We start from the raw sequence: 21,254 nt of genomic DNA, 5'->3' as shown, positions 1-21,254 counted from the left end.
CCGGCTACGGCTGCAGCACGGCGCTGGCCGAGGCGCCCATGCGGAACAGTTCCGGATCGGGATCGCTGACGGCGATTTTCACCGGGAAGCGCTGCGAGACGTGGACCCAGTTAATGCTTTTCTGGATCAGCGGCAGGCCTTCGATGACGCTCCCGCCTTCGGGCAGGACGCCGGAGCCGACCGAATCCACCACCCCGTTAAAGGTCCGGTTGTGGTTGGTCATCACGGTGATGCGCGCCGCCACCCCAGGGTGCACGTTGTTCAGGTCGGTTTCGCGGAAGTTAGCGATCACATACCAGCGGTCGTCATCCAGCAGGGTGAAGACTGGCTTCAGCGCCGAAGCGTACTGGCCGACGGTGGTTTTCAGCGCCACCACCACGCCGTTGAACGGCGCGCGCACTTCGGTGAATTCCAGATGCAGTTCGGCGAGGGCGATTTGCGCCAGGATCCCGGCGCGTTGCGCCACCATGGCATCCACGCCGGTCACAGCCGCCGAGGCCTGTCTGGCCTGCAGCAGCGTGGCCTCCAGCTCCGCCCGCGCCGCTTTCTCGGCGGTACGCGCCTGATCGAGATCTTCCTGCGAGGCAAACCCCTGCGGCACCAGCGGCTCAAGGCGGATGCGCGTGGAGGTGGTCTGCTTGACCAGCGCTCTGGCGCGCTCGACGGCGGCCGCCACCGACTGGGCGTTATACTCCTGCGCTTTGATGGTGCGCTGGGTCAGCATAATCTGCGCGTCGAGGGTCGTCAGCCGCGCTTTCGCGTCATCGAGCATCGCCTGATAGGGGCGGGGGTCGATGCGGAACAGCAGATCGCCTTTTTTCACCCGCTGGTTATCGCGAATGGGCATCTCCACGATGCGCCCGCTGACCTCGGGCACCACATCGATGGTATCGGCGTAGACATAGGCGTCATTGGTCTCTGGCGACGTTTGCAACTGCCAGATAACCAGGATCAACGCCAGGATGGCGGCCAGGACCAGCGCCAGCAGAGGCCATTTCTTGCGTAACAGGGGAGTGCGGGAAGTAGTCATAAGCGATCAGTGAACAAAAAACAGAAACCACAGCAGTGTGGCGAACAGGAACATCAGCGCGACATAGCTGAAGACCAGGGGAGAAAAGCGAGGCTGCCAGCCTTTACGGGTAATCAGGATATGGCAGGGGATCAGTAAAAACGCCCCGCCCAACAAGCAGAAAAACCAGCCGGGGAATGCGGCGCCCAGTACCGGGATCGCTGGTGAGAGTGAGCAGCCGGTTAGCGGCAAGACGAGCAGTAGCCGCGCTGGGCGGGCTATGGTGGCAATATGATTCAATGGAACATCCCTGAGTGCTCTTACCAGTGTGTCATGAGTGTAATCGCCTCGTTGCGGGAATGAAAGTCAACCGTTCGTTGACTGCGGGATCCTTGCGCGCCGGGAGAGGGGGAGGATGCGCCAAATCGCTCTCCTCACGCCCATTACCGACTTGCGCATAGTCAGCCGTCAAGCGGAGGACTATGCTTAGCCTGAAAGTCATAAAACAAGACCGAGGCAATGTCATGGATAAGGAATTACTGGAAGCCGGCTACCGGGCCTACACCGGGGAGAAAATCGACGTCTACTTTAATACGGCGATCTGTCAGCATTCCGGGAACTGCGTGCGCGGCAGCGCGAAGCTGTTCAATCTCAAGCGTAAGCCGTGGATCATCCCGGATGAAGTAGATGTCGCGACGGTGGTGAAGGTGATCGATACCTGCCCGAGCGGCGCGCTGCAATATCGTCATAAATAAGCGAGGAGAAGATGGAAATACTGGAAGGGCACAACAAATTTTATGTTAACGACGCGCAGGGTAACCAGGTCGCGGAGATTGTTTTTGTTCCCACCGGCGAACACCTCAGCATTATCGAACATACCGATGTCGATCCCAGCCTGAAAGGCCAGGGGGTGGGGAAACAGCTGGTGGCGAAGGTGGTGGAAAAAATGCGCCAGGAGCAGCGGAAGATTATTCCTCTCTGCCCGTTTGCCAAACATGAATTCGATAACACCCGTGAATACGACGATATTCGCGCCTGACGTACCGGCACCGGTGTAAACCGGTGCGCTTTTCTCTCGCCAGCGAATCCACGCCTTTAGTCACTCATCGCTTCCCCTCATGCCTGTACAAACGCCGACCGTGAGTTTGCTGATGAACGAGGCGGCTGCCTGTGCGGAAAGCGAGGGGCCAGATGCGGGTGATATTCCACCAGCTTTTTCACCCCCGCCAGCCGCTGAGCGTAGAGCGTTTTCTGGCTCAATCCGAGACGTTGCGACTGCTCGCCTATCGTCTGCCCTTGCAGCAGGGCGAGGAGCGCTTTGAGCTCGGCATGACTTAAACCGGCGGCCCGTTTTCGGTGGATCAGGGCGGCTTCACTGGCAAGGCGTTCAAGCCGCGGCGCGTTCTTCAGCCGATGGATCAGTTGCGCGCAGGGGAGGTCGGCAGGAGCGGCATGGACGTTGCGCAAACGATCCGGATGGCTCACCTGATAAAGCAGCGTTCGCCACAGCCAGATGGCCGGGCTGCGGCTAAGCATCAGCATCGGCAACGGGCGTGATGCCTGGTCGAGCAGCCTGGCCGCCTGGCGCAGTGTGGTGAGCATCCACAGGGGATCGTCAGGAAGAAAGACCACGATCCGCTTCACCGCGGCCAGCTCCCGCAGAGAGACGCCCTCCACCGGCAGCACGACGGGCCGCTTCCCCGCGTTGTGCATCAGCTGGCTCAACCCACGGGCGGCCAGCGAGCAGGGAGAGAGGATGTACTCGGTCATCATTGATAGACAAAGGTAATGCCGATGATCGACTGCACGTTGCCGGCGGTGACCTGGCCTGTGGTCCGGGCGTAGGTCGCCGTCAGGCCGAGATTGACCGGCGAGGTTCCGACGGTGCCCAGTGAGACAGTGCTGTTCGCCGGCACGGCGCTGCCGTTGCGGGTAAGCTGGACGCCTATCCCTTGCGCCGGCGAGGCGGAGGCGGTGTTAGTGAAGATCGCGTTAGCGCTGTCCGCGGTGGCGCCGGAGAGGTAATACCCCAGCTGTTGGCTCTGCGCGCAGTGCACGGTGAGCGGCACGGCCATGGAGCCCGGGTAGTCGGGGAGGGTGACGGTGACATCGCGGGCGGAGACATCGCAGCCGCCGGTGGGGACCACCACGTCGTTATTGGCGTAGATATTCCAGATGAACTGGAAGGAGTCGCTATTGTAGTTGTTAGTCTGATGCAGGATCAGCACCGCGATTAACGATCCTGCGGTGATCGCCACCCCGCCGGCGGTGCTGACCGGCGTCAGATACAGGACGGCCGGCCAGGGCTTATCGGTCCGGGAATCGTAAATCACCCGCGCCGTTTCCGTGGTGGTCGGGAAGGGGTAAGAGGTGCCGTTATATTTCACGGTGCCAGAGAAACTTGACAGCACACCGCCATAGGCGGATCCGCGCTGCAGGGTCACGTAGTCAGTGATCGTTTCCGGATAGTCGTTATGGCAAAAAATCTGCGTGGAGAGGTCGACCACCAGGTTTTGCCCGACGTTGACCGCCGGGGTCAGGTTAACGTAGACGTTGGCTGAGCCGCCGCCGATGGGGATCGTCGCGCCGGTGGCTGTTTTGCAGGCGAAGGACCAGGCGTTTATCGACCAGCCCAACAGCAGCAGGGTGGTGAATAAAGGGATAATTTTTTTCATCATGATGCTCTCCTGGCTCAGGCGTAGGTATAGGTCACGTTAATCACCGCCTGAATGGTGCCTTGCGTGGCGCCGCCGTTGACCGACAGGGCCCTGACCTGCAACGGGAAGCGGGCGGACTGGCTGGCCTCATCCACCTGTACCGACTGGCTGCTGCCATTGTTCAGCGTGGTGCCATCCTCGCTCTGCAATTCGAGCTGAATATTGCCCGCCGTCCCCTGGTTTTTGTAATAGCCGGTGCTGTCCGCCGTTCCGCTGAAGGTGGCCTTCACCCGTGAGGTACCGACGGGGCAGTTGCTGAGATCCAGCGCCACGCTGTGCCAGGCCGATGCCGAGCCTGCGCCAATCAGGCTGAAGGTGTAGAGATCGCCCAGCTCGACGGTGGCATTGACGGTGGAGACCGTGCAGGGTCTGGCCACCACCTTCCCGTTGACGGTAAGGGTGACGTCGGCCGACCGCAGGGAAGGGCTCGCGGTTAACAGGCCGGCCAGCAGCCAGCCCACGTGGGTCCATTTCATTTCAGCCTCCACTTACTGAAATTCCAGGGTGAATGTTGCTGTCGCATTGACATGCCCGGCGGTGACGGGCACCTGCGTGGCCATCAGACGGGCGTAAAAGTTCAGGATGTTGGTCTGGCCCGGCGTCAGCGTGGTCCAGGCGATGGCTGACGACGGGGCATTGACAGGCAGCCGGGACTGCTGCTGGTCGAGAATGTCCACCCCCATTCCCGCCGCCGCCGAGGCGCCGGCGTCAAGTTTTAACAGGCTGGTATTGACGCTGTCCGCCACGCCGGTGAAGCCGACCTTCACCGCGGTGACGGAAGTGCCGCAGGGCGATAGCACGATACGGAACGGCACCGGCGGGGTCGTCGCCCCGACGGCGTAAAACTGCTTCGCGGCGTTGTCCTGCAAATCGACGGTGAAATCCTTCGACTCTCCGGCCACCGCGCAAGCGTTGTCGCGCACATAGCCGCTGATGGCGATCGTGCTGTCGGCAGCGAAGGCCAGCGGCGCGAACAGAGCGAGCAGGGCGCTCAGCAGAAACTGCGGTGTTCTCATCATCATCTCCTTAGCGACACGCGACGGACAGCTGGCTGAGCGACTGCTGCTGGCTCTCCGGCGGCAGACGATAATCGGCCACGCACTGGGCGTCCGGGGCATCGCCCCATTTCACCCGCACCTTGCCCGCCAGCGGCATCCCGCTCAGGTAGACCTGGCCGTTATCCGCGACGATGCTGCCGCTCTGGTTGCTGTCGCTGGTGGCGAGGGCGCCAAACGGCACCGGTTTGCCGCGATGGGTCAGCGTCATCAGAATCTTCATTCCCACCTGGGCGTTAAAGCTGGCGCGGACGATCGCCCCATGGGTAGGCACCACGCTGACCACTGCATCGTCAAGATCGACATTGTCGGCCAGGGTATTGGTGTCCAGCGCGACCCGGTTTTCGCGATACTCGGTGGCATACGGCAGGACGGCATACCCGCGCCAGTCGGTGCGCACCCCGGTCTGGTTTTCTACCTTCACGCCGCCGGCGCCGGGGGCTTTCACCAGCACTACGGTATCGTTCAGCGGCTGGCTCAGGGTGATGCCGTTGGCGTGCGCCAGCACGCCGCCGCTGACCCCGTAGTAGAGCTGTTTGAAACCATCGCTGCGGCTGTAGCCGACGTTGGCGTTGCCGTAGCCGCCGCGGTAGTTGAGCGCGGTATAGCCGGTGCTCCCGCTGTCGCCGTTGCCGCCGCCCGCATAGCCGGTCTGTACGCTATAGCTGAGGTTATTGTCTTCCAGCAGGGTGCCGTACAGGCCCGCCAGATTGGTCATGCGGCCATTGAGATCGTGCGACAGGCTGTAGCTGGCGCTGGCGTGCCGCCAGACCGAACGGCTATCGGAACGCAGCCAGTGGCTGAAGGGGATATTGACGTTGACCGCCAGCATCTGATCGCGCCCCTGCTGCCAGGCATTTTTCGTCAGGCTGTAGCTTAGCGACCAGTTGATATCGTCTACGGCGGCGTTGAGGCCGGCCTGCAGTTGCTCATCGGCATCGTCGGTGCCCCAGTAGGTCTGGTGGCTGCCGCTCAGATAGAGGGTGGCGGTGCGCCCCAGCTGTTGGGTCACGCTCAGCTGCACCTTACCGCGCTTGCTGTAAGCCAGATTGTAGTAGTCGGTAAATTTGGGTTTCACCTGGATAACCCCGTCCTGGGTTTCCACGCTGTAGCCGCTCATCCGGCGGTAGGTGGTATCGGCAAAGTTATAGTAGCCGCGGGTGGAGTAGCGGTAGCCCACCAGCTGCAGGTTGGTGCCGGTCTCATCCAGTGACTTGTTATAGAGAAAACGCACCGACTGTCCCTGATGCTCGCTGTCGTCAGGCAGGGTGGCGTTGGCCTGGGTGATATCCAGCGATAAGGCGCCGAAATAGCCCATGTTTTTCCCCACCCCGAGGTTAAAGGCGCGATAGCGGTCCGCCAGCTGGGTGCCGCCGTACAGGGTCCAGCCGGCCGGCAGGCCATGCATGGCCGTGCTCTGGAAAAAATCGGGCGTTTCCTGTTGGTTGTTGCCGCTGCGGTACTCCCCGGCGGTGAAGGCGAAGCGGGTATGGCCTTCGCGCTGCAGCACCGGCACCGTTGACCAGGGCACGCTGAAGACCTGGCGGGTGCCATCCGCTTCTTTAATGGTGACCTGCAGATCGCCGCCGTTGCCCGCGGCGTAGAGATCGTCGATGGTAAACGGCCCCGGCGGCACCGTGCTCTGGTAGATTTCGTAGCCGTTTTGTTTGACTGACACCTGCGAGGTGCCGCGGGCGATCCCGTGGATCACCGGCGCGAAGCCTTTCTGGCTGTCCGGCAGCATATTGTCATCCGAGGCCAGCTGCGCGCCGCGGAAGTTGATCCCGTCGAAGACATCGCCGTTGGTGTAGCTATCCCCGAGGGTAAGCCGCGATCGCAGGGAAATGATGTCCCGCTCAAGCCAGCTGTTGACGTGCTGCCAGCGGTTCTCATTGGATGACGCGCTGCCGCCGCTGCTGTAACTCCAGGTGCTGTTATCGCGCAGGCGCCACGGGCCGAAGTTCAGACCGCTCTGCAGGTTCAGATAGGCGTAACGGCTGTTGCCCCCGGTGGTGTTATGGACGTTATTACCGGTGAAGTTATAGTTAATCAGCCCGGCGGTGATGCCGTTATCCCATAGCTCCGGCGGGATATACCCGCGGGCGTGGCTGCCCATAAACGCCTGGGGTACGGTGAGATACAGGCGCTGTTGGCCGACATCGAAGCGGGTGGTGGCTTCGCTGATGAGCGTCGTTAGCGGCACGCAGGCCGTACTGTCCAGGGCCGCCATGCCCGTCACCCGTCCGGTATCCACCCCCATGCTCGCCAGCTGGCCGCGGGTCAGGCAGGGCGACAGGCCATGGCCTTGCGCATCGGCCTGGAAAGTGACGTCCCGGGTGGTCATATAGCCGTTATTGAGATAAATATCGACGCGATAGGTGCCCGGCGGGACCTCCTGGCCTTTTTCAAATCCCGACAGGTCTGCCACCGCCGCCGGATCGTCAGCTAAAAAGCGGGGGTTAAAATAGAGGTCCGCCTGCGCGGCGAACGGCTGTGAGCAGAGCCACAGCGTCAGCGCCGGCGTAATCAGGCGCCGGGCGCTTCGGCGACCCCCATGGTCCAGTCCATATTTTCGATGTGACATAATCCCTCCGGTCCGACGTTGCCCGGCTGTCAGTGCTTCTGGTCATGCGCAGCGTGGCCCGCGCGGCGGGGCACACCAGATTTAACGCAGTACGCCATTCATTTTCGGCGTCAGCGCGCCGTAATCGTTAATGGTGCGATAGGTGATGGTGTTGCCGGCATCCGCGGGCAGCTTGACGCTGGTTTTACCCATCGGCGGCACCAGGGCGTTTTCCAGAATGCGCGTTCCGGCGTTCAGTTCGGTCACCGTCAGGTAATAAGGGGTTGGATTCGTCAGCGTTAGCGACGATCCGTTGCGGCTAAAGGTCAGCTTGTCCGCCGCCTGATCCGGGGGCAGGGTCAGTTTTGCCGGTCGGTAGTAGAGCTTGATGCGGCTGATAATCGCCAACTGGAGGGTGTTGTCGCTGAGCTTCGATTTATCCATTGAGGGAATAGCCTTCACGTTCATCCAGAACAGGCTTTCCCGATCCTGCGGCAGCTGGTTATTGGTCGCATCGATAATGCGCAGGGTGTTCTCTTTTTTGCCCTGCATGGCAAACAGCGGGGGAGTGATAACAAACCGGCCGTCTCGCTGCCCATCGGCATTTTCCACCCATGACTGAATAAGCCAGGTGCTGTTGTCGTCGTTATTGGTCACCGCCAGCTGGACCTGTTTCTGACCCGCCGGGTAGATGACCCGGGTCGCGCCCAGCGCGACGCCCGCGTGCGCGCTGGCGCTCAACGCGCCGGCGGCGAAAAGCACACATCCCGTCAGTATGCCGCGTATCGTCGTTGCTGTTTTTCTCACATTATCTCCTTGTCTGCTCACGGTGTTGTCCTGCTGGTCTGCGGGTTGATTACTGATAGGTTAATGAGAACCAGGCCTGGGCGTTGGCCGCGCCGCCGGTGACCTGGCGTCCGGTCGCCCGATATTTGGCGACGAAATTTAGCGTCGTCGGTCCGCGGTAGAGCGGCACCCAGCGATCCGGCGGACGATTGAGAGGCAGCTGCTGGCCGTGACTGTCGAACAGCGCGATGCCGATCCCGCTGGCGATCCCCGGGCCTTCACCCACCGACAGCACGTCGGGGTTTTTGCCGTCAGCCACGCCGTGAAATGCCACCCCGACATGCTGGCTGACTGCCGTACTGCAATCCTGTAAATGAATCGTGAAAGGGATCGGGTTGCTGTCTTCGCCCACGTCGTGAAATCGGTTACTGCTGATCTGTCCCAGATTGACCGTCATCTGCCGATCGCCGGCTTCGACGCGGCAGGAACTGGCCATGATCAGGCCCTGAAAGCGCATGCTGCCCCCCGGCAGCGTGACGTTCCACTGATTACCGGCCAGCGCCAGCGGAGGCAGCAGCAGTAGCAGACCCGATTTCATTCCCTGCATCGTTTCACCCCGGTTGCAAAATTAAGCGCGGGCCCTCCTGGCCCGGATGGCTTCCTTGCCTGATGTTTGCCTTACTCGTACTGCACTTTGAAGGTGGCGTCAGCGTTCGCGATACCGGCGGTCGCGGCGCCAGTGGCGTAGTAACGTGCCTGGAACGGAATGATGTTGGTGCCGTCATTCAGCGTGGTGGCTGCGCTGAAGGTGGCGCCGTCCAGCGCCAGCGGCGTGCCGGTGTTGTCGAGGATCTGCACGCCGACGTTGGTCGCGCTGCCGGCGGCAGAGTTTTGCAGCGCCAGAACGGTGGTATTGCTGCTGTCGATGGCCGTACCGGCGAAGGCGACGGACGCTTTGGTTGCTACCGTGGTGTCGCAATCATCCAGCTGAATGTTGAAACCAACGGACGAACTGGTGCTCCCCGCCGTGGCCAGCTTCGCGGAACGCACCTGGCCCAACTGGACGGTTTGATCGATAGAGCCGGCATCCACCGCACAGGCCGCGTTAACGACTTCCCCTTTAAAATGGACGGTCCCGCCGTTAACCGTGGTGGTATCGGCCAGGGCCGCCGCGGAGCTCAGAGACAGGGCTGACACAACAATCATTGCCAGTGTTTTGATTTTCATACTGTTTTCCTTTGAACGATGTCGAAATAACGAACCGGATTGGCAGCCGTTGTGCCTTCCAGGCATTTCAGATTTCAGCCGAGTGGTCTGGCTGCCGGCTCTGCACAGTTTTCGCCCAACCGATGAGACAATTGGGGCCATTTTGACTCGTTGAGATAAACGATCTGTTCGTTGTTTAATCTTGCCTGTTTCCCGGTATTAAAATCTGTTTAATGTGGTTTTATTGGTTATTTAATCTGGTGATGTTAGCGAGAGTGCGAAAGGAAGAGAGATACCGCTGGCGAAGGCGCGCCAATGCAACGGGAGGGCAGGGTGGGGAAAAGTGCGTAATTGACGCTTTAAAAATATATTAAAAACATGTAGTTAATAATTTTTCTGCAGAAATATGGCGTGGTGAGTTGCAAAATATGTCAAAACATTTTTATGATATAAACAGTTTGGCCCCAATTGACCTGTTCACGGTTTATTTTTTTAATTAAATTCAATCAGTTGTATCAACTCCCGATTCTGCAATGCTTTCTCCAATAAGATTATTTCTTTCCCATATTCCAGCGAAACGCGCCGCATTGCTGGCGGTGTAGCGTACCGTGTGTCGAATATTACGATGACCGAGGTAATCCTGGATCAAACGGGTATCTGTACCTCTTTCCGCCAGTTCGTAGCCGCAGGCGTGACGCAGCATATGGGGGTGGGTCTGCGTCACGGTACCCGCCTTTTCCCCGGCGGAGCGAATAATACGATACGCCTGCTGGCGTGAGAGCGGGGTCCCGCGACGGGAGATAAAAAGCGCGTCGGTTTTGGCCGCCGCTTTCCAGCCGGCGCGGACCTGACTCCAGCGCTCAATGGCCTCACGTTCATCAAAGCGCAGCGGGTGAATAGTTGAAAAACCGTTCTTCAACCGCCGCACATTGACCCGGCCTTCCCGTAGATCCAGATCGTGATAGTGCAGATCCAGCAGTTCGCTGATGCGCATCCCGTGGCGAAAGGCGAGAAGGATGAGACAGTAGTCCCGCTCGCCGGTGGCGCCCTGACGCGCGGCCTGCATCATAGCCTGAACTTCTTTGGCGGTAAGAAAACGACGTCGGTTCACAATAATTACTCCTGAAAAAGAGGTGAGGGGTCGTCATGGCGAAACCATACGCCATGACGGAAAAGATCCGTAATGTAAGAACGGTACAAGGTGAAGGCGATTAACCACGTATAGATAGCATATTATATTTACAGCCAGTCAAAATATCGCCTGGCGATAATTCTTAATTTTAGAGATTTTAAGCAAGGTCACAATAGATCTGCTCGGGTTTTATAGCATGTGCATAAAATAAAAGGGATTTTTCACTCGGTAGATTTTAAAAAAATAGCGGGATGGATTTTTAGCCAACAATAAAGAATCACGGCAAAACCGGAATTAATACAGGGTCAATTTAACGATGAGACCGCAGGATTAAATAAGAACTTGCGGGAACAGTAATCATAATTAACTGAGGGTTAATTTATTGCTATTTAATTTCCCCGCAACGCGGTACAACGCCATCCGTGGCGTCAGGCTTACTGAAGCAGCGACAGGCGCTGTTTGTCGCGCGTATTGTCCCAGATACCATAGAAGCGTCCCGCGTTGCTGGCGGTATACCAGACGGTATGGCGAATATTGCGGTGTCCGAGATAGTCCTGGATCAGACGGGTATCGATACCCATATTGGCCAGCGCAAAGCCACAGGAGTGGCGCAGCATGTGCGGGTGGATCTCCAGCGGCAATCCCGCCTGGTCGCCAGAGGAGGCGATAATTTGATAAAACTGCTGGCGGGAAAGGGGATTGCCTTTGCGGGAGAGAAACAGCCACTCGCTGGCGGCCTGCGGCCAGGTGTTGCGAATGGCCAGCCAGCGCTTTAGGGCGTGGATCTCTTTATTCAGCAAAGGGTGGGTGGTCGAAAACCCCTTTTTTAGCCGATGGATATAAACGCAGCGGGAAGCAAGGTCGATATCGGATATTCTCAGGCGACAGATCTCGCTGGCGCGCAGACCATGGATGAAGCACAGCAGCGTCAGGCAATAATTACGTGCGGCATAGGGACCGCTATCGGCGGCTTTAAGTAGTGACTCGATTTCATTCTGAGTCAGGAAGTTCCTTTTTTTAATCTCGGCGTTATTCGTCATAGTGTTCCCTTTTATGGCAGGCAAATATTACGCTTTCCAGGCCTGCGTCAGGTCATTGTTAAATGCGACTGCCTTTTTATTTTTAAACAGCGTGCTGATAACGTTTTTATTTGCTACGGGAGCATGCGGTATCATGGGCTATCGCCATCCCCAGCGATAAGACGCCGTATGCTGAAGGGTAAAGAAAGGGTTAGCTGGTTGAACTGGCGAATCTTTCCTGGAGGTTTCCACGTCCTGTACATCCCTGATCCTCTTGATGATGCCCGCTTGATGATGGAGGCACTGGCTTCCGGCCACGGCAAGGCGGCCATCAATGCCGTCATGATTTATTTCCCGGCAGTTGGGGCGGCACGGCGTCAGCCAGCCGGCCTCCCGTATCTCAGCGACGGGAATGGCATGAGTAATTTCTCAGACAGAATACAACCTTGAACCGTCTGGATAGCATTCACTGCAAAACTACAACAGAGATTAAACCATACTGCAAAAAGCCTGGGGATAATAGCCATTGTCTCTGTGAGGGCACTTTACGTCTTATTTAACGGGTTGAGCTTAATCTTAATGGTGCTGTGGGAGCGCGGGCGGTAATCGGCGGAAGCGGTGATATCAGGCGGTGGGTATAAGAGAGGCATAGGCTGCAGACTGGTGTGGGTAATATTCTGCTGCGAGCTAAGAATAAAGAGCAGGTAGGGGACAGACGCGACGGTCCGGCGTCGCAGGCGGTGTTAAAGGCTCCGGTGGCAGAAGTCCGCGATCTGATATCCACCGGAGCAGGCTGACTTACCATTTTTCGTCGCGGGCTTCCTGACGACCTTCGCGGCGGTTTTCCCGCTTATCGTGACGGCAGCTGGCGTTGCTTTGATTATTATTTCTGACGCACTCTTGCTTGGTTTCACGGCCCTGCTCGCGGCTATCCTGGCGGATATAGCGAGCGTCCTGGCGCTGGTCGCTGCGCCAGGTCGCCTGCGCCGAAAGCGAGGGCGTCAGCAGCGCGACGCACGCCAGGGCGAGTAAGCATCTTTTCATGGGGGTGGTCCTGTTAATGAATATATTAAATTAATAGCAGTTAATGAATATTCGTGCCTGATGCGCAGGATGATAAAGTACAAAAAGTGCCAGGATAGCGATAACTGATTTATTTTTATCTTTTTTAGGTGTGTAACGATTGCTCTAATATGTTATGCAGGGCGTCAACAGCAAAAACAAACGTCTGTGGTATGCTGAAAATATGAAAATGCTTTGTGCAAAGGTAGGGCAGAGGGTAGGTGTAGGAGCCCGCTGATGCTGATAATGCGGAGCCTTGTGACCTTAAGCATTGACGAGAAAAATCCGACAAATTATCCAGGCACTATTGTTCGCCGGGCATGAGATTGTCGTCTGGCGGTTGATCTCTTTTCACCATGGCTTACCGATGATGATACCGACTTCGCAACGCGACTGGCGCCTGCTGGCCGCCGGGAGCGGCGGCCTTCTTCTGCTGGCCGCCGGCATCACCTTGCACAGCCACTGGAGCGACTTCCTCCAGTGGTGCCTCGCCACGCAAATTACCTTGCATCGCTATCTGGTGATGTACCTTCTGCTGCTGAACAACCATCAGTACAGCGGCGGCGTCTGGCTGCTGGTGGGCGCTTTTCTCTACGGCGTGCTCCACGCTATCGGACCGGGCCACGGCAAGTTTATCGTCACCACTTACCTGAGCACCAATCAGGAGAGCCTGACCGCGGCGCGGGTGGTGCCTTTTCTCGGCAGCCTGCTGCAGGGCGTCAGCGCCATCCTGTTTGTCTTTATTCTGGCGGTGGGGCTGAATCTGGCCGCTGGCGATCTCAGCGCCAGCCGCTGGTACGTCGAGAAGATCAGCGCCCTGACCATCGCCGCCTTTGGGGTTTACGTTATCTGTCGTGCGCTGCAGAGCCTGCTGCCGGGTAAAAGGAGAATACGCGCCCTGAGGCCGGCGCATCAGCATGATGCCTCGTGCGGCTGCGGGCACCACGGCGTGGGACACGACCTGCAGGGCGCCGACTGGAAGACACGCCTGGGCGTGGTGCTGGCCATCGGCGCCCGGTCCTGCAGCGGAGCGATTATGATCCTGCTGTTCGCCAACGCGCTGGGGATCGTCAGCTGGGGCATCGCCGCGGTGATGACCATGGCGCTGGGCACCGCGCTGTCGATCCTTGGTCTGTCGCTGGCGGTGCACTATGCCCGTCACCGTACCGTCAACCGGCTGACGGCGACCAGCCGTCCGCGGCCCTGGCTGGTGCCGCTGGTGAAGATCCTCGGCGGGCTGGCGCTGATCCTCTTTGCCGCGACATTGTTTTTCACCGTGGTGCCGATCAGCGCTAACGGCGACTTTATCGCCGCCGGCTGTTAACGGCTCTCCAGCAGGCGCATCAATACCCGCAGCGCCTGATCCAGCTGCTGGCGCTCGCCATCGCTGAGCCCCGCCAGCAGCTGCCGTTCATTATCGACATGGGTCTCCACCGCTTCATCGATGCGTTCACGTCCGGCGGGCGTCAGGGCGACCAGCATACTGCGGGCGTCTTCCGGATTGGGCAGGCGGGTAATAAATCCGCGTTTCTCCAATGCCTTCAGGCGATGAGTCATGGTGCCGGAGGTGATCATCAGCGTGGAGAAGAGCTGGGTAGGCGAAAGAATAAACGGCGCCCCGGCGCGGCGCAGCGTCGCCAGCATGTCAAACTCCCAGCGCACCAGCTCATGGCGTGTAAAAGCCACTTCCACCTGCGGCTCCAGCAGCATGGCGCATCGTTTCAGACGGCCAATTGGCCCCATTGGGCTGCAGTCGAGGTCCGGCCGCTCGCGCTGCCACTGGGCGAGGATCCGATCAACGGCGTCGATCGGCGGTGATTTGTCCATAAGTGCTCACTTGTCTTGATATCAAGATAATTGCGTGTACATACTTGCGGCACCAATTTAACTTGAAGTGAAGATAAAATCATGGCTTTTCTCTCGCGTAGTCTGATGCTCGACCTGCTGCTCACGGCGCTGGCGCCCGCTATCTGGGGGACGACCTACATCGTCACCTCCCAGTTTCTTCCCCCCGACCGGCCGTTTATCGCCGCCCTGCTGAGGGTTTTGCCGGCAGGCATCGCCCTGCTGATCTGGAGCCGCCGCTTTCCACAGCGCGGCGAATGGCTAAAGCTTATCGTTACCGGCATCTTAAATATCGGCGCATTTCAGGCGCTGCTGTTTATCGCCGCCTATCGCTTACCCGGCGGTCTGGCGGCAGTGATTGGCGCGATCCAGCCGCTGCTGGTGATGCTTCTCGCCTGGTGCGTAGACCGGCAGCGCTCGCCCTGGCTGGCGGTATTCTCAGCCCTCGCCGGCATACTCGGTATGGCCATGCTGCTGCTGTCGCCGCGCACCGTCCTCGACCCGCTGGGCATCGGCGCGGCGTTTCTCGGGGCGATCAGTATGGCGCTGGGCACCTGGCTCTCCCGCCGCTGGGCGCTCTCCCTGCCGATCGTCGCGTTAACCGGCTGGCAGCTGGCGATCGGCGGGGTGGTGCTGGCGCCCGTGGCGCTGATCGTTGATCCCCCTTTACATCAGGTGACAGCGCTGCAGGTGGCCGGCTATCTGTGGCTGTGCGTGGCCGGCGCGATGCTGGCCTATGGCCTGTGGTTCCGGGGGATTGGCCGCCTCTCGCCGGTGGCGGTATCGGCAATGAGCCTGCTGAGCCCGGTGACCGCTGTGGTGTTGGGGTGGATTTTCCTTGGCCAAAAGATCCAGGGGATGGCGCTGGTCGGGCTGATCGTGGTGCTGGCGAGCGTGTTGTCTATTCAGCGCGCGCTGGCGCGTCAGGCGGCGGGGGCAAAAACGAAAAAAGCCCCATAACGGGGCTCGACATTGCTGTGTGCGGGGTGGGCGGCGGGAGCCAGACCAGCCGCCCGCAGGCGGCCTGTCCGGCAGCTCCCTCTGCAACCATTCGCTTATTTAGAGAGCTCGGCGGTCATATGGACCTGGTTGCCGGTGTACGCTTCAGTGATGTGGTAGGAAGCGCCTTGTTCTTTCGCAATGGTCGCGATTTTCGCTTCTGCGCTGTCCAGGGTGTCTGCTGTTACGCTCACCGGATGAGCGAAGCTAGCGAAAGAGACCAGGGAGAGCATACCGGCAGCGGCGAGTAATTTTACGTTTTTCATGGTGTTTGTCCTTTTAACTTTTATGGTGGAAAGCGTGTTTGCTTTCGATGGGCTTATAATAAGTCTGCTAACTATAACGCGCGTGGCAAAAAGTGCGATTTAGATCACATTTTTATGGCGGTTTGATGACGGAGATATGAATGTTTCTCTATTTTTTAATTTAAAAACAATGGATTAGTGATTATTTTTTGATGGGAGTATCACGCGGACTGCCTGCGATCAGAATGTAGAAGGCGCCTCATTTACGCGGTTACCATTCATTGTATGAATTAGTTGGGCGGTTTTTAGCCGCCGTTGGGGCGGATTCGGACGATTCGCAATAGCCCTCTGGCGGCCATTTCGGCATGCTGAGACGGCCATTTCTCTCATGCCCTGGCGTTAGGCTTTCCGCGCTGTAAACATCCATCACCCCGTTTTGATCTATCAATAAGCATTTATTAATAGTTATCGATTATCTGTTATATAACTTAATGAAACGTGAACAAATGTATATTTGTCGGCGAATAAATAGCATTCTTTGACGCCGATAGCACCAGCGAACTTATATTTTTAAGTTCGTTACCTGACGCCTTAAATATTGCGGCTCCCGGTCAGTCGAAGATTCTATTAGCAGTGGCATAAATCAGCATCGCCTGATGTTTCTGGTTCTATGCGAATTCACAGTGTGCTCATTGATTCGTAATTCACTCTGACAAGGAAATGGCAATGAAAAAGGTTCTTCTCTCTGCAGCAATGGCAACCGCGTTTTTTGGCATGACTGCTGCCCATGCAGCTGATACCAATGTTGGCGGCGGCCAGGTTAATTTCTTCGGTAAAGTTACCGATGTATCCTGTACTGTTTCTGTTAACGGCCAGGGCAGCGATGCGAACGTTTACCTGTCTCCGGTAACTCTGACTGAAGTTAAAGCGGCAGCAGCGGATACTTACCTGAAACCGAAATCTTTCACCATTGACGTCTCTAACTGCCAGGCTGCTGACGGCACCAAACAGGATGACGTAAGCAAACTGGGCGTAAACTGGACCGGCGGTAACCTGCTGGCTGGCGCTACCAGCAAACAACAGGGCTACCTGGCGAACACCGAAGCTTCCGGTGCTCAGAACATCCAGCTGGTACTGTCTACTGACAACGCTACCGCGCTGACCAACAAAATCATCCCGGGTGACAGCACTCAGCCGAAAGCGAAAGGCGACGCTTCCGCTGTCGCTGATGGCGCGCGTTTCACCTACTACGTAGGCTACGCCACCAGCGCGCCGACCACTGTGACCACTGGTGTGGTTAACAGCTACGCGACTTACGAAATTACTTACCAGTAATTCCGTCAGAAAATAAAACTGCCCCGCGATGGGGCAGTTAATAACAATAATAAAGCGGCGATGACCGCCGCTTGTATTTTTATTCTGAGGTCAGCATGAAGCGTATTGCCCTTTTTTTCTGTTTCATTTTTAGTTTTGCGGCCCACGCCAACAATATTATTGTTAACGGTACCCGCTTTATTTATCCAGGAAATGAAAAAGAAATAACGGTACAGCTTTCAAATAACGCCGACCGTCCGGCGCTGGCGCAGGCCTGGCTGGATAACGGCGATGCCGATGCCACACCGGATACCATTACCACCCCGTTTATTATCACCCCGCCGATTTCGCGCGTTGACGCCAAGAGCGGCCAGACGCTGCGTATTAAGCTCGGCAGCAGCGCCGGTCTGGCGAAAGATAAAGAGACGCTGTGGTGGCTGAATCTGTTGGAAATACCGCCGGTGGTGGCCAATCAGAAAAATGAAGGCCAGAACGTGCTGCAGCTGGCGATCCGTTCGCGCTTTAAATTTATTTATCGTCCTGCCGGACTGGGCAACCGCGATGCGGCGGCCGAGAAGCTGACCCTGACCGCCAGCGGCAGTAGTCTCGCCATCAACAACCCGACGCCGTTCTACATTACCGTCAGCCGTATTTCCCGCGACGGCGGTAAAGCCCTGAACAGCAAAACCGTGATGCTGGCGCCGCAGTCCAGCCAGACGGTGGCGCTTTCCTCAGCCGTCAACCGCGGCGAAACCCTGACCGTTAACAACATTAATGACTATGGCGCCGATGTCGCAGTGAAAGTGGCCGTTAAATAAGGGAAAAGCTAATGAAGCAGAGGTCATTCTGCCCGGGAAGATTAAGCACCGCGATCGCCATCGCGCTGTGCTGCTTTCCGCCATTTTCCAGCGGACAGGAAAACCCGGGAACGGTATATCAATTTAACGACGGCTTTATTGTCGGCAGTCGCGAAAAGGTCGATCTGTCACGCTTCTCGACCAGCGCGATTACCGAAGGCACTTACTCCCTTGACGTCTACACCAACGACGAATGGAAAGGGCGCTACGATCTGCGCATCGCGCGCGACAAAGACGGTAACCTTGGGGTCTGCTACACCAAAGCGATGCTGACGCAGTACGGCATCGCGGCGGAAAAGCTCAATCCGCAGCTGAGCGAACAGGAAGGCTACTGCGGTAGCCTCAAATCCTGGCGCAACGAAGACAACGTCAAAGACAACCTGGTCCAGTCCTCCCTGCGGTTGAACATTTCGGTGCCGCAGATCTATGAAGATCAACGCCTGAAAAACTATGTCAGCCCGGAGTTCTGGGACAAAGGCATTACCGCGCTTAATCTTGGCTGGATGGCCAACGCCTGGAACAGCCACACCTCTTCGGTCGGCGGGTCGGATAACAGCAGCGCCTACCTTGGCGTCAATGCCGGCCTGTCGTGGGACGGCTGGCTGCTGAAGCATATCGGTAACCTGAACTGGCAGCAGCAGCAGGGTAAAGCGCACTGGAACAGCAACCAGACCTATCTCCAGCGGCCGATCCCGCAGATCAACTCCATCGTCAGCGGTGGGCAGATCTTTACCAATGGTGAATTTTTCGACACCATCGGTCTGCGTGGGGTTAATCTTTCCACCGATGACAATATGTTCCCGGACGGCATGCGCTCCTATGCCCCGGAAATTCGCGGCGTGGCGCAGAGCAACGCCCTCGTCACCGTGCGCCAGGGCAGCAACATTATCTATCAGACCACCGTTCCGCCGGGGCCGTTTACCCTGCAGGATGTCTATCCATCCGGCTATGGCAGCGATCTTGAGGTTTCGGTAAAAGAGGCGGATGGCTCGGTGGAAGTGTTCAGCGTGCCTTACGCCTCCGTTGCTCAGCTGCTGCGTCCGGGCATGACCCGCTACGCGCTCTCCGCCGGTAAAGTGGACGACAGCGGGCTGCGCAATAAGCCGATGCTCTATCAGGCGACCTGGCAGCACGGGATCAATAACCTGCTGACCGGCTACACCGGGGTCACCGGCTTTGACGACTATCAGGCCTTCCTGGTGGGCACCGGGATGAACACCGGGATCGGCGCCCTCTCTTTTGACGTCACCCATTCTCGGCTGAAAAGCGATAGCCATGATGACTCGGGGCAGAGCTATCGCGCCACCTTTAACCGCATGTTCACCGATACCCAGACCAGCATCGTGCTGGCGGCGTATCGCTACTCGACGAAAGGTTATTACAACCTCAACGACGCGCTGTACGCCGTCGATCAGGAAAAAAACAGCCGCAGCAACTACACCCTCTGGCGGCAAAAAAACGGCATGACCTTCACGGTAAACCAGAACCTGCCTGACGGCTGGGGCGGGTTTTATCTCAGCGGTCGTATTTCCGATTACTGGAACCGCTCCGGGACCGAGAAGCAGTATCAGGTCAGCTATAACAATTCGTTTGGTCGTCTCTCCTGGTCGGCGAGCGCCCAGCGCGTCTATACCCCGGACAGCTCCGGCCATCGCCGCGACGATCGCATTTCACTCAACTTCAGCTACCCGCTGTGGTTTGGCGACAACCGCACCGCCAACCTGACGTCGAACACCTCGTTCAACAACTCGCGCTTTGCCAGCTCGCAGATTGGTATCAACGGTTCGCTGGACAGTGAAAACAACCTTAACTACGGCGTGTCGACCACCACCGCCACCGGCGGTCAGCATGATGTGGCGCTCAACGGCAGCTACCGTACGCCATGGACCACCCTCAACGGCAGCTACAGCCAGGGCGAAGGCTATCGTCAGAGCGGCATTGGCGCCAGCGGGACGATGATCGCCCACAGCGGCGGCGTGGTGCTCTCACCGGAAAGCGGCTCGACGATGGCGCTGATTGAAGCCAAAGACGCGGCCGGCGCTATGCTCCCGGGATCGCCGGGCACCCGCGTGGACAGCAATGGTTACGCCATCCTGCCGTATCTGCGCCCGTACCGAATTAACGCCGTCGAGATCGACCCGAAAGGCAGCCATGACGACGTGGCCTTCGATCGCACCGTGGCGCAGGTTGTGCCGTGGGAAGGCAGCGTGGTTAAGGTGGCGTTTGGCACCACGGTGCAGAACAACCTCACCCTGCAGGCGCGCCAGGCGAACCATGAGCCGCTGCCGTTTGCGGCGAGTATTTTCTCCCCCGACGGCAAGGAGATCGGCGTCGTCGGTCAGGGCAGCATGATGTTTATCAGCGATGCGAACGCCAAACGCGCGATTGTGAAGTGGAGCGGCGGGCAGTGTTCGGTGGATCTGGGACAGCAAACAACAAAGGATAGCGTATGTCGCTGAGGAAATTACTGACGCTTTTTATCGTCTTGATGGCGCTGGGCACCACCTCGTCCTGGGCCGTCTGTACGCGCCTTTCTTCGCCAACGGTGATGCTGGACATGGTGGTGGGCAGGGTGGTGGTGCCCCCGGATCTGCCGGTGGGTTCGGTGATCCTTACCCGCGACTGGACGATGAGCGCCCCCGGCGGGGCGAGCTATCGCTGTACCTCCGGCACCAACCGCTTCGCGGCGAAGATCGTGTCGCCAGGGGCCACGGACCTGGGGAATAAAATTTATTCCACCAACGTGCCGGGAATTGGTATGCGTTTCAGCCGCGGCGGCGCGACGGTGAATATCGTCTATCCCGACGTCTATTCGTCCCGAGTGTATAACACCACCAACTATTCCCTTGAAGGATCACGTTTTACGCTGGAGATTATCAAAACCGCGGCAACCACCGGCAGCGGTACCCTCGCGGCGGGAAAATACACCTCCTACGACTGGGAGAGCGGCGGCAACCCGATCCTCGAAACCTATCTGAGCGCCAACGCGATCACCGTGGTCTCGCCCTCCTGTTCGGTATTGAGTGGGAAAAATATGAATGTTGATGTGGGTGCCATTAGACGTACTGACCTGAAAGGGGTTGGCACCACCGCGGGCGGGAAGGATTTTAATATTGAGCTGCAGTGCAGCGGCGGCCTGAGTGAAACGGGATATGCCAACATCAGCACCTCTTTCTCCGGCACCCTGGCTACCAGCACCACCGCCACCATGGGCGCCTTGCTGAATGAAAAGGCCGGCAGCGGGATGGCGAAAGGCGTCGGCATCCAGGTGCTGAAGGATGGATCCCCGCTGCAGTTTAATAAGAAATATACCGTTGGCCGCTTGAATAATCAGGAGACCCGCTACATCACCATACCGCTGCACGCGCGCTTTTATCAGTATGGCCCGACGACCAGCACCGGCGAGGTGGAGTCGCATATGATCTTTAACCTGACGTACGATTAA

23 protein-coding genes and 1 pseudogene are annotated in these 21,254 nt (G+C 58.1%); 9 read left to right on the top strand and 15 right to left on the bottom strand.

All coding sequences use genetic code 11. The features are described 5' to 3' along the window. Window positions 1-4: 4 nt before the first annotated feature. A complete protein-coding gene (gene mdtN / locus CE636_RS10735) occupies window positions 5-1,030 on the bottom strand; it encodes a multidrug transporter subunit MdtN (RefSeq protein WP_004205352.1) in 1,026 nt (341 codons plus the stop codon). 6 nt (window positions 1,031-1,036) lie between these two features. Further along, window positions 1,037-1,309: a YtcA family lipoprotein gene (locus CE636_RS10730; RefSeq protein WP_004205353.1), complete on the bottom strand. Its 273-nt coding sequence runs from the start codon at window positions 1,307-1,309 to the stop codon at window positions 1,037-1,039. Between the two features lie 224 nt (window positions 1,310-1,533). Between CE636_RS10730 and yjdI the strand changes: the two genes are divergently transcribed. Together yjdI and CE636_RS10720 are read left to right on the top strand one after the other, a co-directional pair. Next, a complete protein-coding gene (gene yjdI / locus CE636_RS10725; protein WP_004205354.1) occupies window positions 1,534-1,764 on the top strand; it encodes a 4Fe-4S mono-cluster protein YjdI in 231 nt (76 codons plus the stop codon). Between the two features lie 11 nt (window positions 1,765-1,775). Further along, window positions 1,776-2,048 carry a GNAT family N-acetyltransferase gene (locus CE636_RS10720; RefSeq protein ID WP_002916201.1) on the top strand — a complete coding sequence of 91 codons (273 nt, stop codon included), beginning with the start codon at window positions 1,776-1,778 and terminating at the stop codon, window positions 2,046-2,048. An 83-nt stretch (window positions 2,049-2,131) separates the two neighbouring features. Here the strand turns inward: CE636_RS10720 and CE636_RS10715 are convergent. The 10 genes and pseudogenes from CE636_RS10715 to fimB all read right to left on the bottom strand — a co-directional run. Next, window positions 2,132-2,782 (bottom strand): annotated as a pseudogene (locus CE636_RS10715) (fimbrial protein); the annotation flags it as partial. Continuing rightward, window positions 2,779-3,684 carry a fimbrial protein gene (locus tag CE636_RS10710; protein WP_025999153.1) on the bottom strand — a complete coding sequence of 302 codons (906 nt, stop codon included), beginning with the start codon at window positions 3,682-3,684 and terminating at the stop codon, window positions 2,779-2,781. The gene CE636_RS10710 and the pseudogene CE636_RS10715, both read right to left, overlap by 4 nt. Window positions 3,685-3,701: 17 nt before the next feature. Further along, on the bottom strand, window positions 3,702-4,187 hold the full coding sequence (locus CE636_RS10705) for a fimbrial protein (RefSeq protein WP_072500825.1): 486 nt from the start codon (window positions 4,185-4,187) through the stop codon (window positions 3,702-3,704). 27 nt (window positions 4,188-4,214) lie between these two features. Then, complete coding sequence (locus CE636_RS10700) at window positions 4,215-4,742, bottom strand: fimbrial protein (protein ID WP_004205358.1); 528 nt, start codon at window positions 4,740-4,742, stop codon at window positions 4,215-4,217. 10 nt (window positions 4,743-4,752) lie between these two features. Beyond that, window positions 4,753-7,365: a fimbrial biogenesis usher protein gene (locus tag CE636_RS10695; RefSeq protein ID WP_017899264.1), complete on the bottom strand. Its 2,613-nt coding sequence runs from the start codon at window positions 7,363-7,365 to the stop codon at window positions 4,753-4,755. Window positions 7,366-7,446: 81 nt separating this feature from the next. Then, window positions 7,447-8,130, bottom strand: a complete 684-nt coding sequence (locus tag CE636_RS10690; RefSeq protein WP_369707419.1) for a fimbria/pilus periplasmic chaperone — start codon at window positions 8,128-8,130, stop codon at window positions 7,447-7,449. A 70-nt stretch (window positions 8,131-8,200) separates the two neighbouring features. Continuing rightward, window positions 8,201-8,737, bottom strand: coding sequence for a fimbrial protein (locus CE636_RS10685; protein WP_004205362.1), 537 nt, complete (start codon window positions 8,735-8,737; stop codon window positions 8,201-8,203). Window positions 8,738-8,808: 71 nt separating this feature from the next. Next, window positions 8,809-9,357 carry a type 1 fimbrial major subunit FimA gene (fimA, locus tag CE636_RS10680; RefSeq protein WP_004205364.1) on the bottom strand — a complete coding sequence of 183 codons (549 nt, stop codon included), beginning with the start codon at window positions 9,355-9,357 and terminating at the stop codon, window positions 8,809-8,811. Window positions 9,358-9,838: 481 nt separating this feature from the next. Continuing rightward, the gene (gene fimE, locus CE636_RS10675) at window positions 9,839-10,447 is read right to left on the bottom strand and encodes a type 1 fimbria switch DNA invertase FimE (RefSeq protein ID WP_004205365.1); all 609 of its coding nucleotides are present in this window, start codon (window positions 10,445-10,447) and stop codon (window positions 9,839-9,841) included. 455 nt (window positions 10,448-10,902) lie between these two features. Next, window positions 10,903-11,508, bottom strand: a complete 606-nt coding sequence (gene fimB, locus CE636_RS10670) for a type 1 fimbria switch DNA invertase FimB (protein ID WP_004205366.1) — start codon at window positions 11,506-11,508, stop codon at window positions 10,903-10,905. Between the two features lie 168 nt (window positions 11,509-11,676). Between fimB and CE636_RS28675 the strand changes: the two genes are divergently transcribed. Beyond that, window positions 11,677-11,937, top strand: coding sequence for a hypothetical protein (locus tag CE636_RS28675; protein ID WP_017899261.1), 261 nt, complete (start codon window positions 11,677-11,679; stop codon window positions 11,935-11,937). A gap of 348 nt (window positions 11,938-12,285) precedes the next feature. Here CE636_RS28675 and CE636_RS10660 read toward each other — a convergent pair whose 3' ends face one another. Next, a complete protein-coding gene (locus CE636_RS10660; RefSeq protein ID WP_017899260.1) occupies window positions 12,286-12,531 on the bottom strand; it encodes a hypothetical protein in 246 nt (81 codons plus the stop codon). A gap of 385 nt (window positions 12,532-12,916) precedes the next feature. Between CE636_RS10660 and CE636_RS10655 the strand changes: the two genes are divergently transcribed. After that, the gene (locus CE636_RS10655) at window positions 12,917-13,873 is read left to right on the top strand and encodes a nickel/cobalt transporter (protein WP_025999152.1); all 957 of its coding nucleotides are present in this window, start codon (window positions 12,917-12,919) and stop codon (window positions 13,871-13,873) included. Here the strand turns inward: CE636_RS10655 and CE636_RS10650 are convergent. After that, window positions 13,870-14,376 (bottom strand): MarR family winged helix-turn-helix transcriptional regulator, encoded by a 507-nt coding sequence (locus CE636_RS10650; RefSeq protein WP_004205381.1) that lies wholly within the window; start codon window positions 14,374-14,376, stop codon window positions 13,870-13,872. The two genes, CE636_RS10655 and CE636_RS10650, sit on opposite strands and share 4 nt — an antisense overlap. Before the next feature lie 81 nt (window positions 14,377-14,457). Between CE636_RS10650 and CE636_RS10645 the strand changes: the two genes are divergently transcribed. After that, the gene (locus CE636_RS10645; protein ID WP_004205382.1) at window positions 14,458-15,354 is read left to right on the top strand and encodes an EamA family transporter; all 897 of its coding nucleotides are present in this window, start codon (window positions 14,458-14,460) and stop codon (window positions 15,352-15,354) included. A gap of 95 nt (window positions 15,355-15,449) precedes the next feature. On the opposite strand, the gene CE636_RS10640 is transcribed toward CE636_RS10645, so the two are convergent. Next, window positions 15,450-15,659, bottom strand: a complete 210-nt coding sequence (locus tag CE636_RS10640; protein ID WP_002916131.1) for a DUF1471 domain-containing protein — start codon at window positions 15,657-15,659, stop codon at window positions 15,450-15,452. 705 nt (window positions 15,660-16,364) lie between these two features. On the opposite strand from CE636_RS10640, the gene mrkA reads away from it, so the two are divergent. The 4 genes from mrkA (at window position 16,365) to mrkD (ending at window position 21,254) form a co-directional block, all read left to right on the top strand. Next, window positions 16,365-16,973, top strand: coding sequence for a type 3 fimbria major subunit MrkA (gene mrkA, locus CE636_RS10635; RefSeq protein ID WP_000756959.1), 609 nt, complete (start codon window positions 16,365-16,367; stop codon window positions 16,971-16,973). Between the two features lie 95 nt (window positions 16,974-17,068). Next, a complete protein-coding gene (mrkB, locus tag CE636_RS10630) occupies window positions 17,069-17,770 on the top strand; it encodes a type 3 fimbria chaperone MrkB (protein ID WP_000820818.1) in 702 nt (233 codons plus the stop codon). Window positions 17,771-17,781: 11 nt separating this feature from the next. Next, a complete protein-coding gene (gene mrkC / locus CE636_RS10625; RefSeq protein ID WP_004205384.1) occupies window positions 17,782-20,268 on the top strand; it encodes a type 3 fimbria usher protein MrkC in 2,487 nt (828 codons plus the stop codon). Further along, the gene (mrkD, locus tag CE636_RS10620) at window positions 20,259-21,254 is read left to right on the top strand and encodes a type 3 fimbria adhesin subunit MrkD (RefSeq protein ID WP_004205385.1); all 996 of its coding nucleotides are present in this window, start codon (window positions 20,259-20,261) and stop codon (window positions 21,252-21,254) included. Before mrkC ends, mrkD begins: the two co-directional genes overlap by 10 nt.

This window comes from Klebsiella sp. LY, assembly GCF_004010915.1.
Taxonomy (GTDB): Bacteria; Pseudomonadota; Gammaproteobacteria; order Enterobacterales; family Enterobacteriaceae; genus Klebsiella; species Klebsiella quasipneumoniae.
The sequence above is the reverse complement of the archived record's forward strand: the minus strand, read 5'-3'. Positions and strand labels throughout refer to the sequence as shown.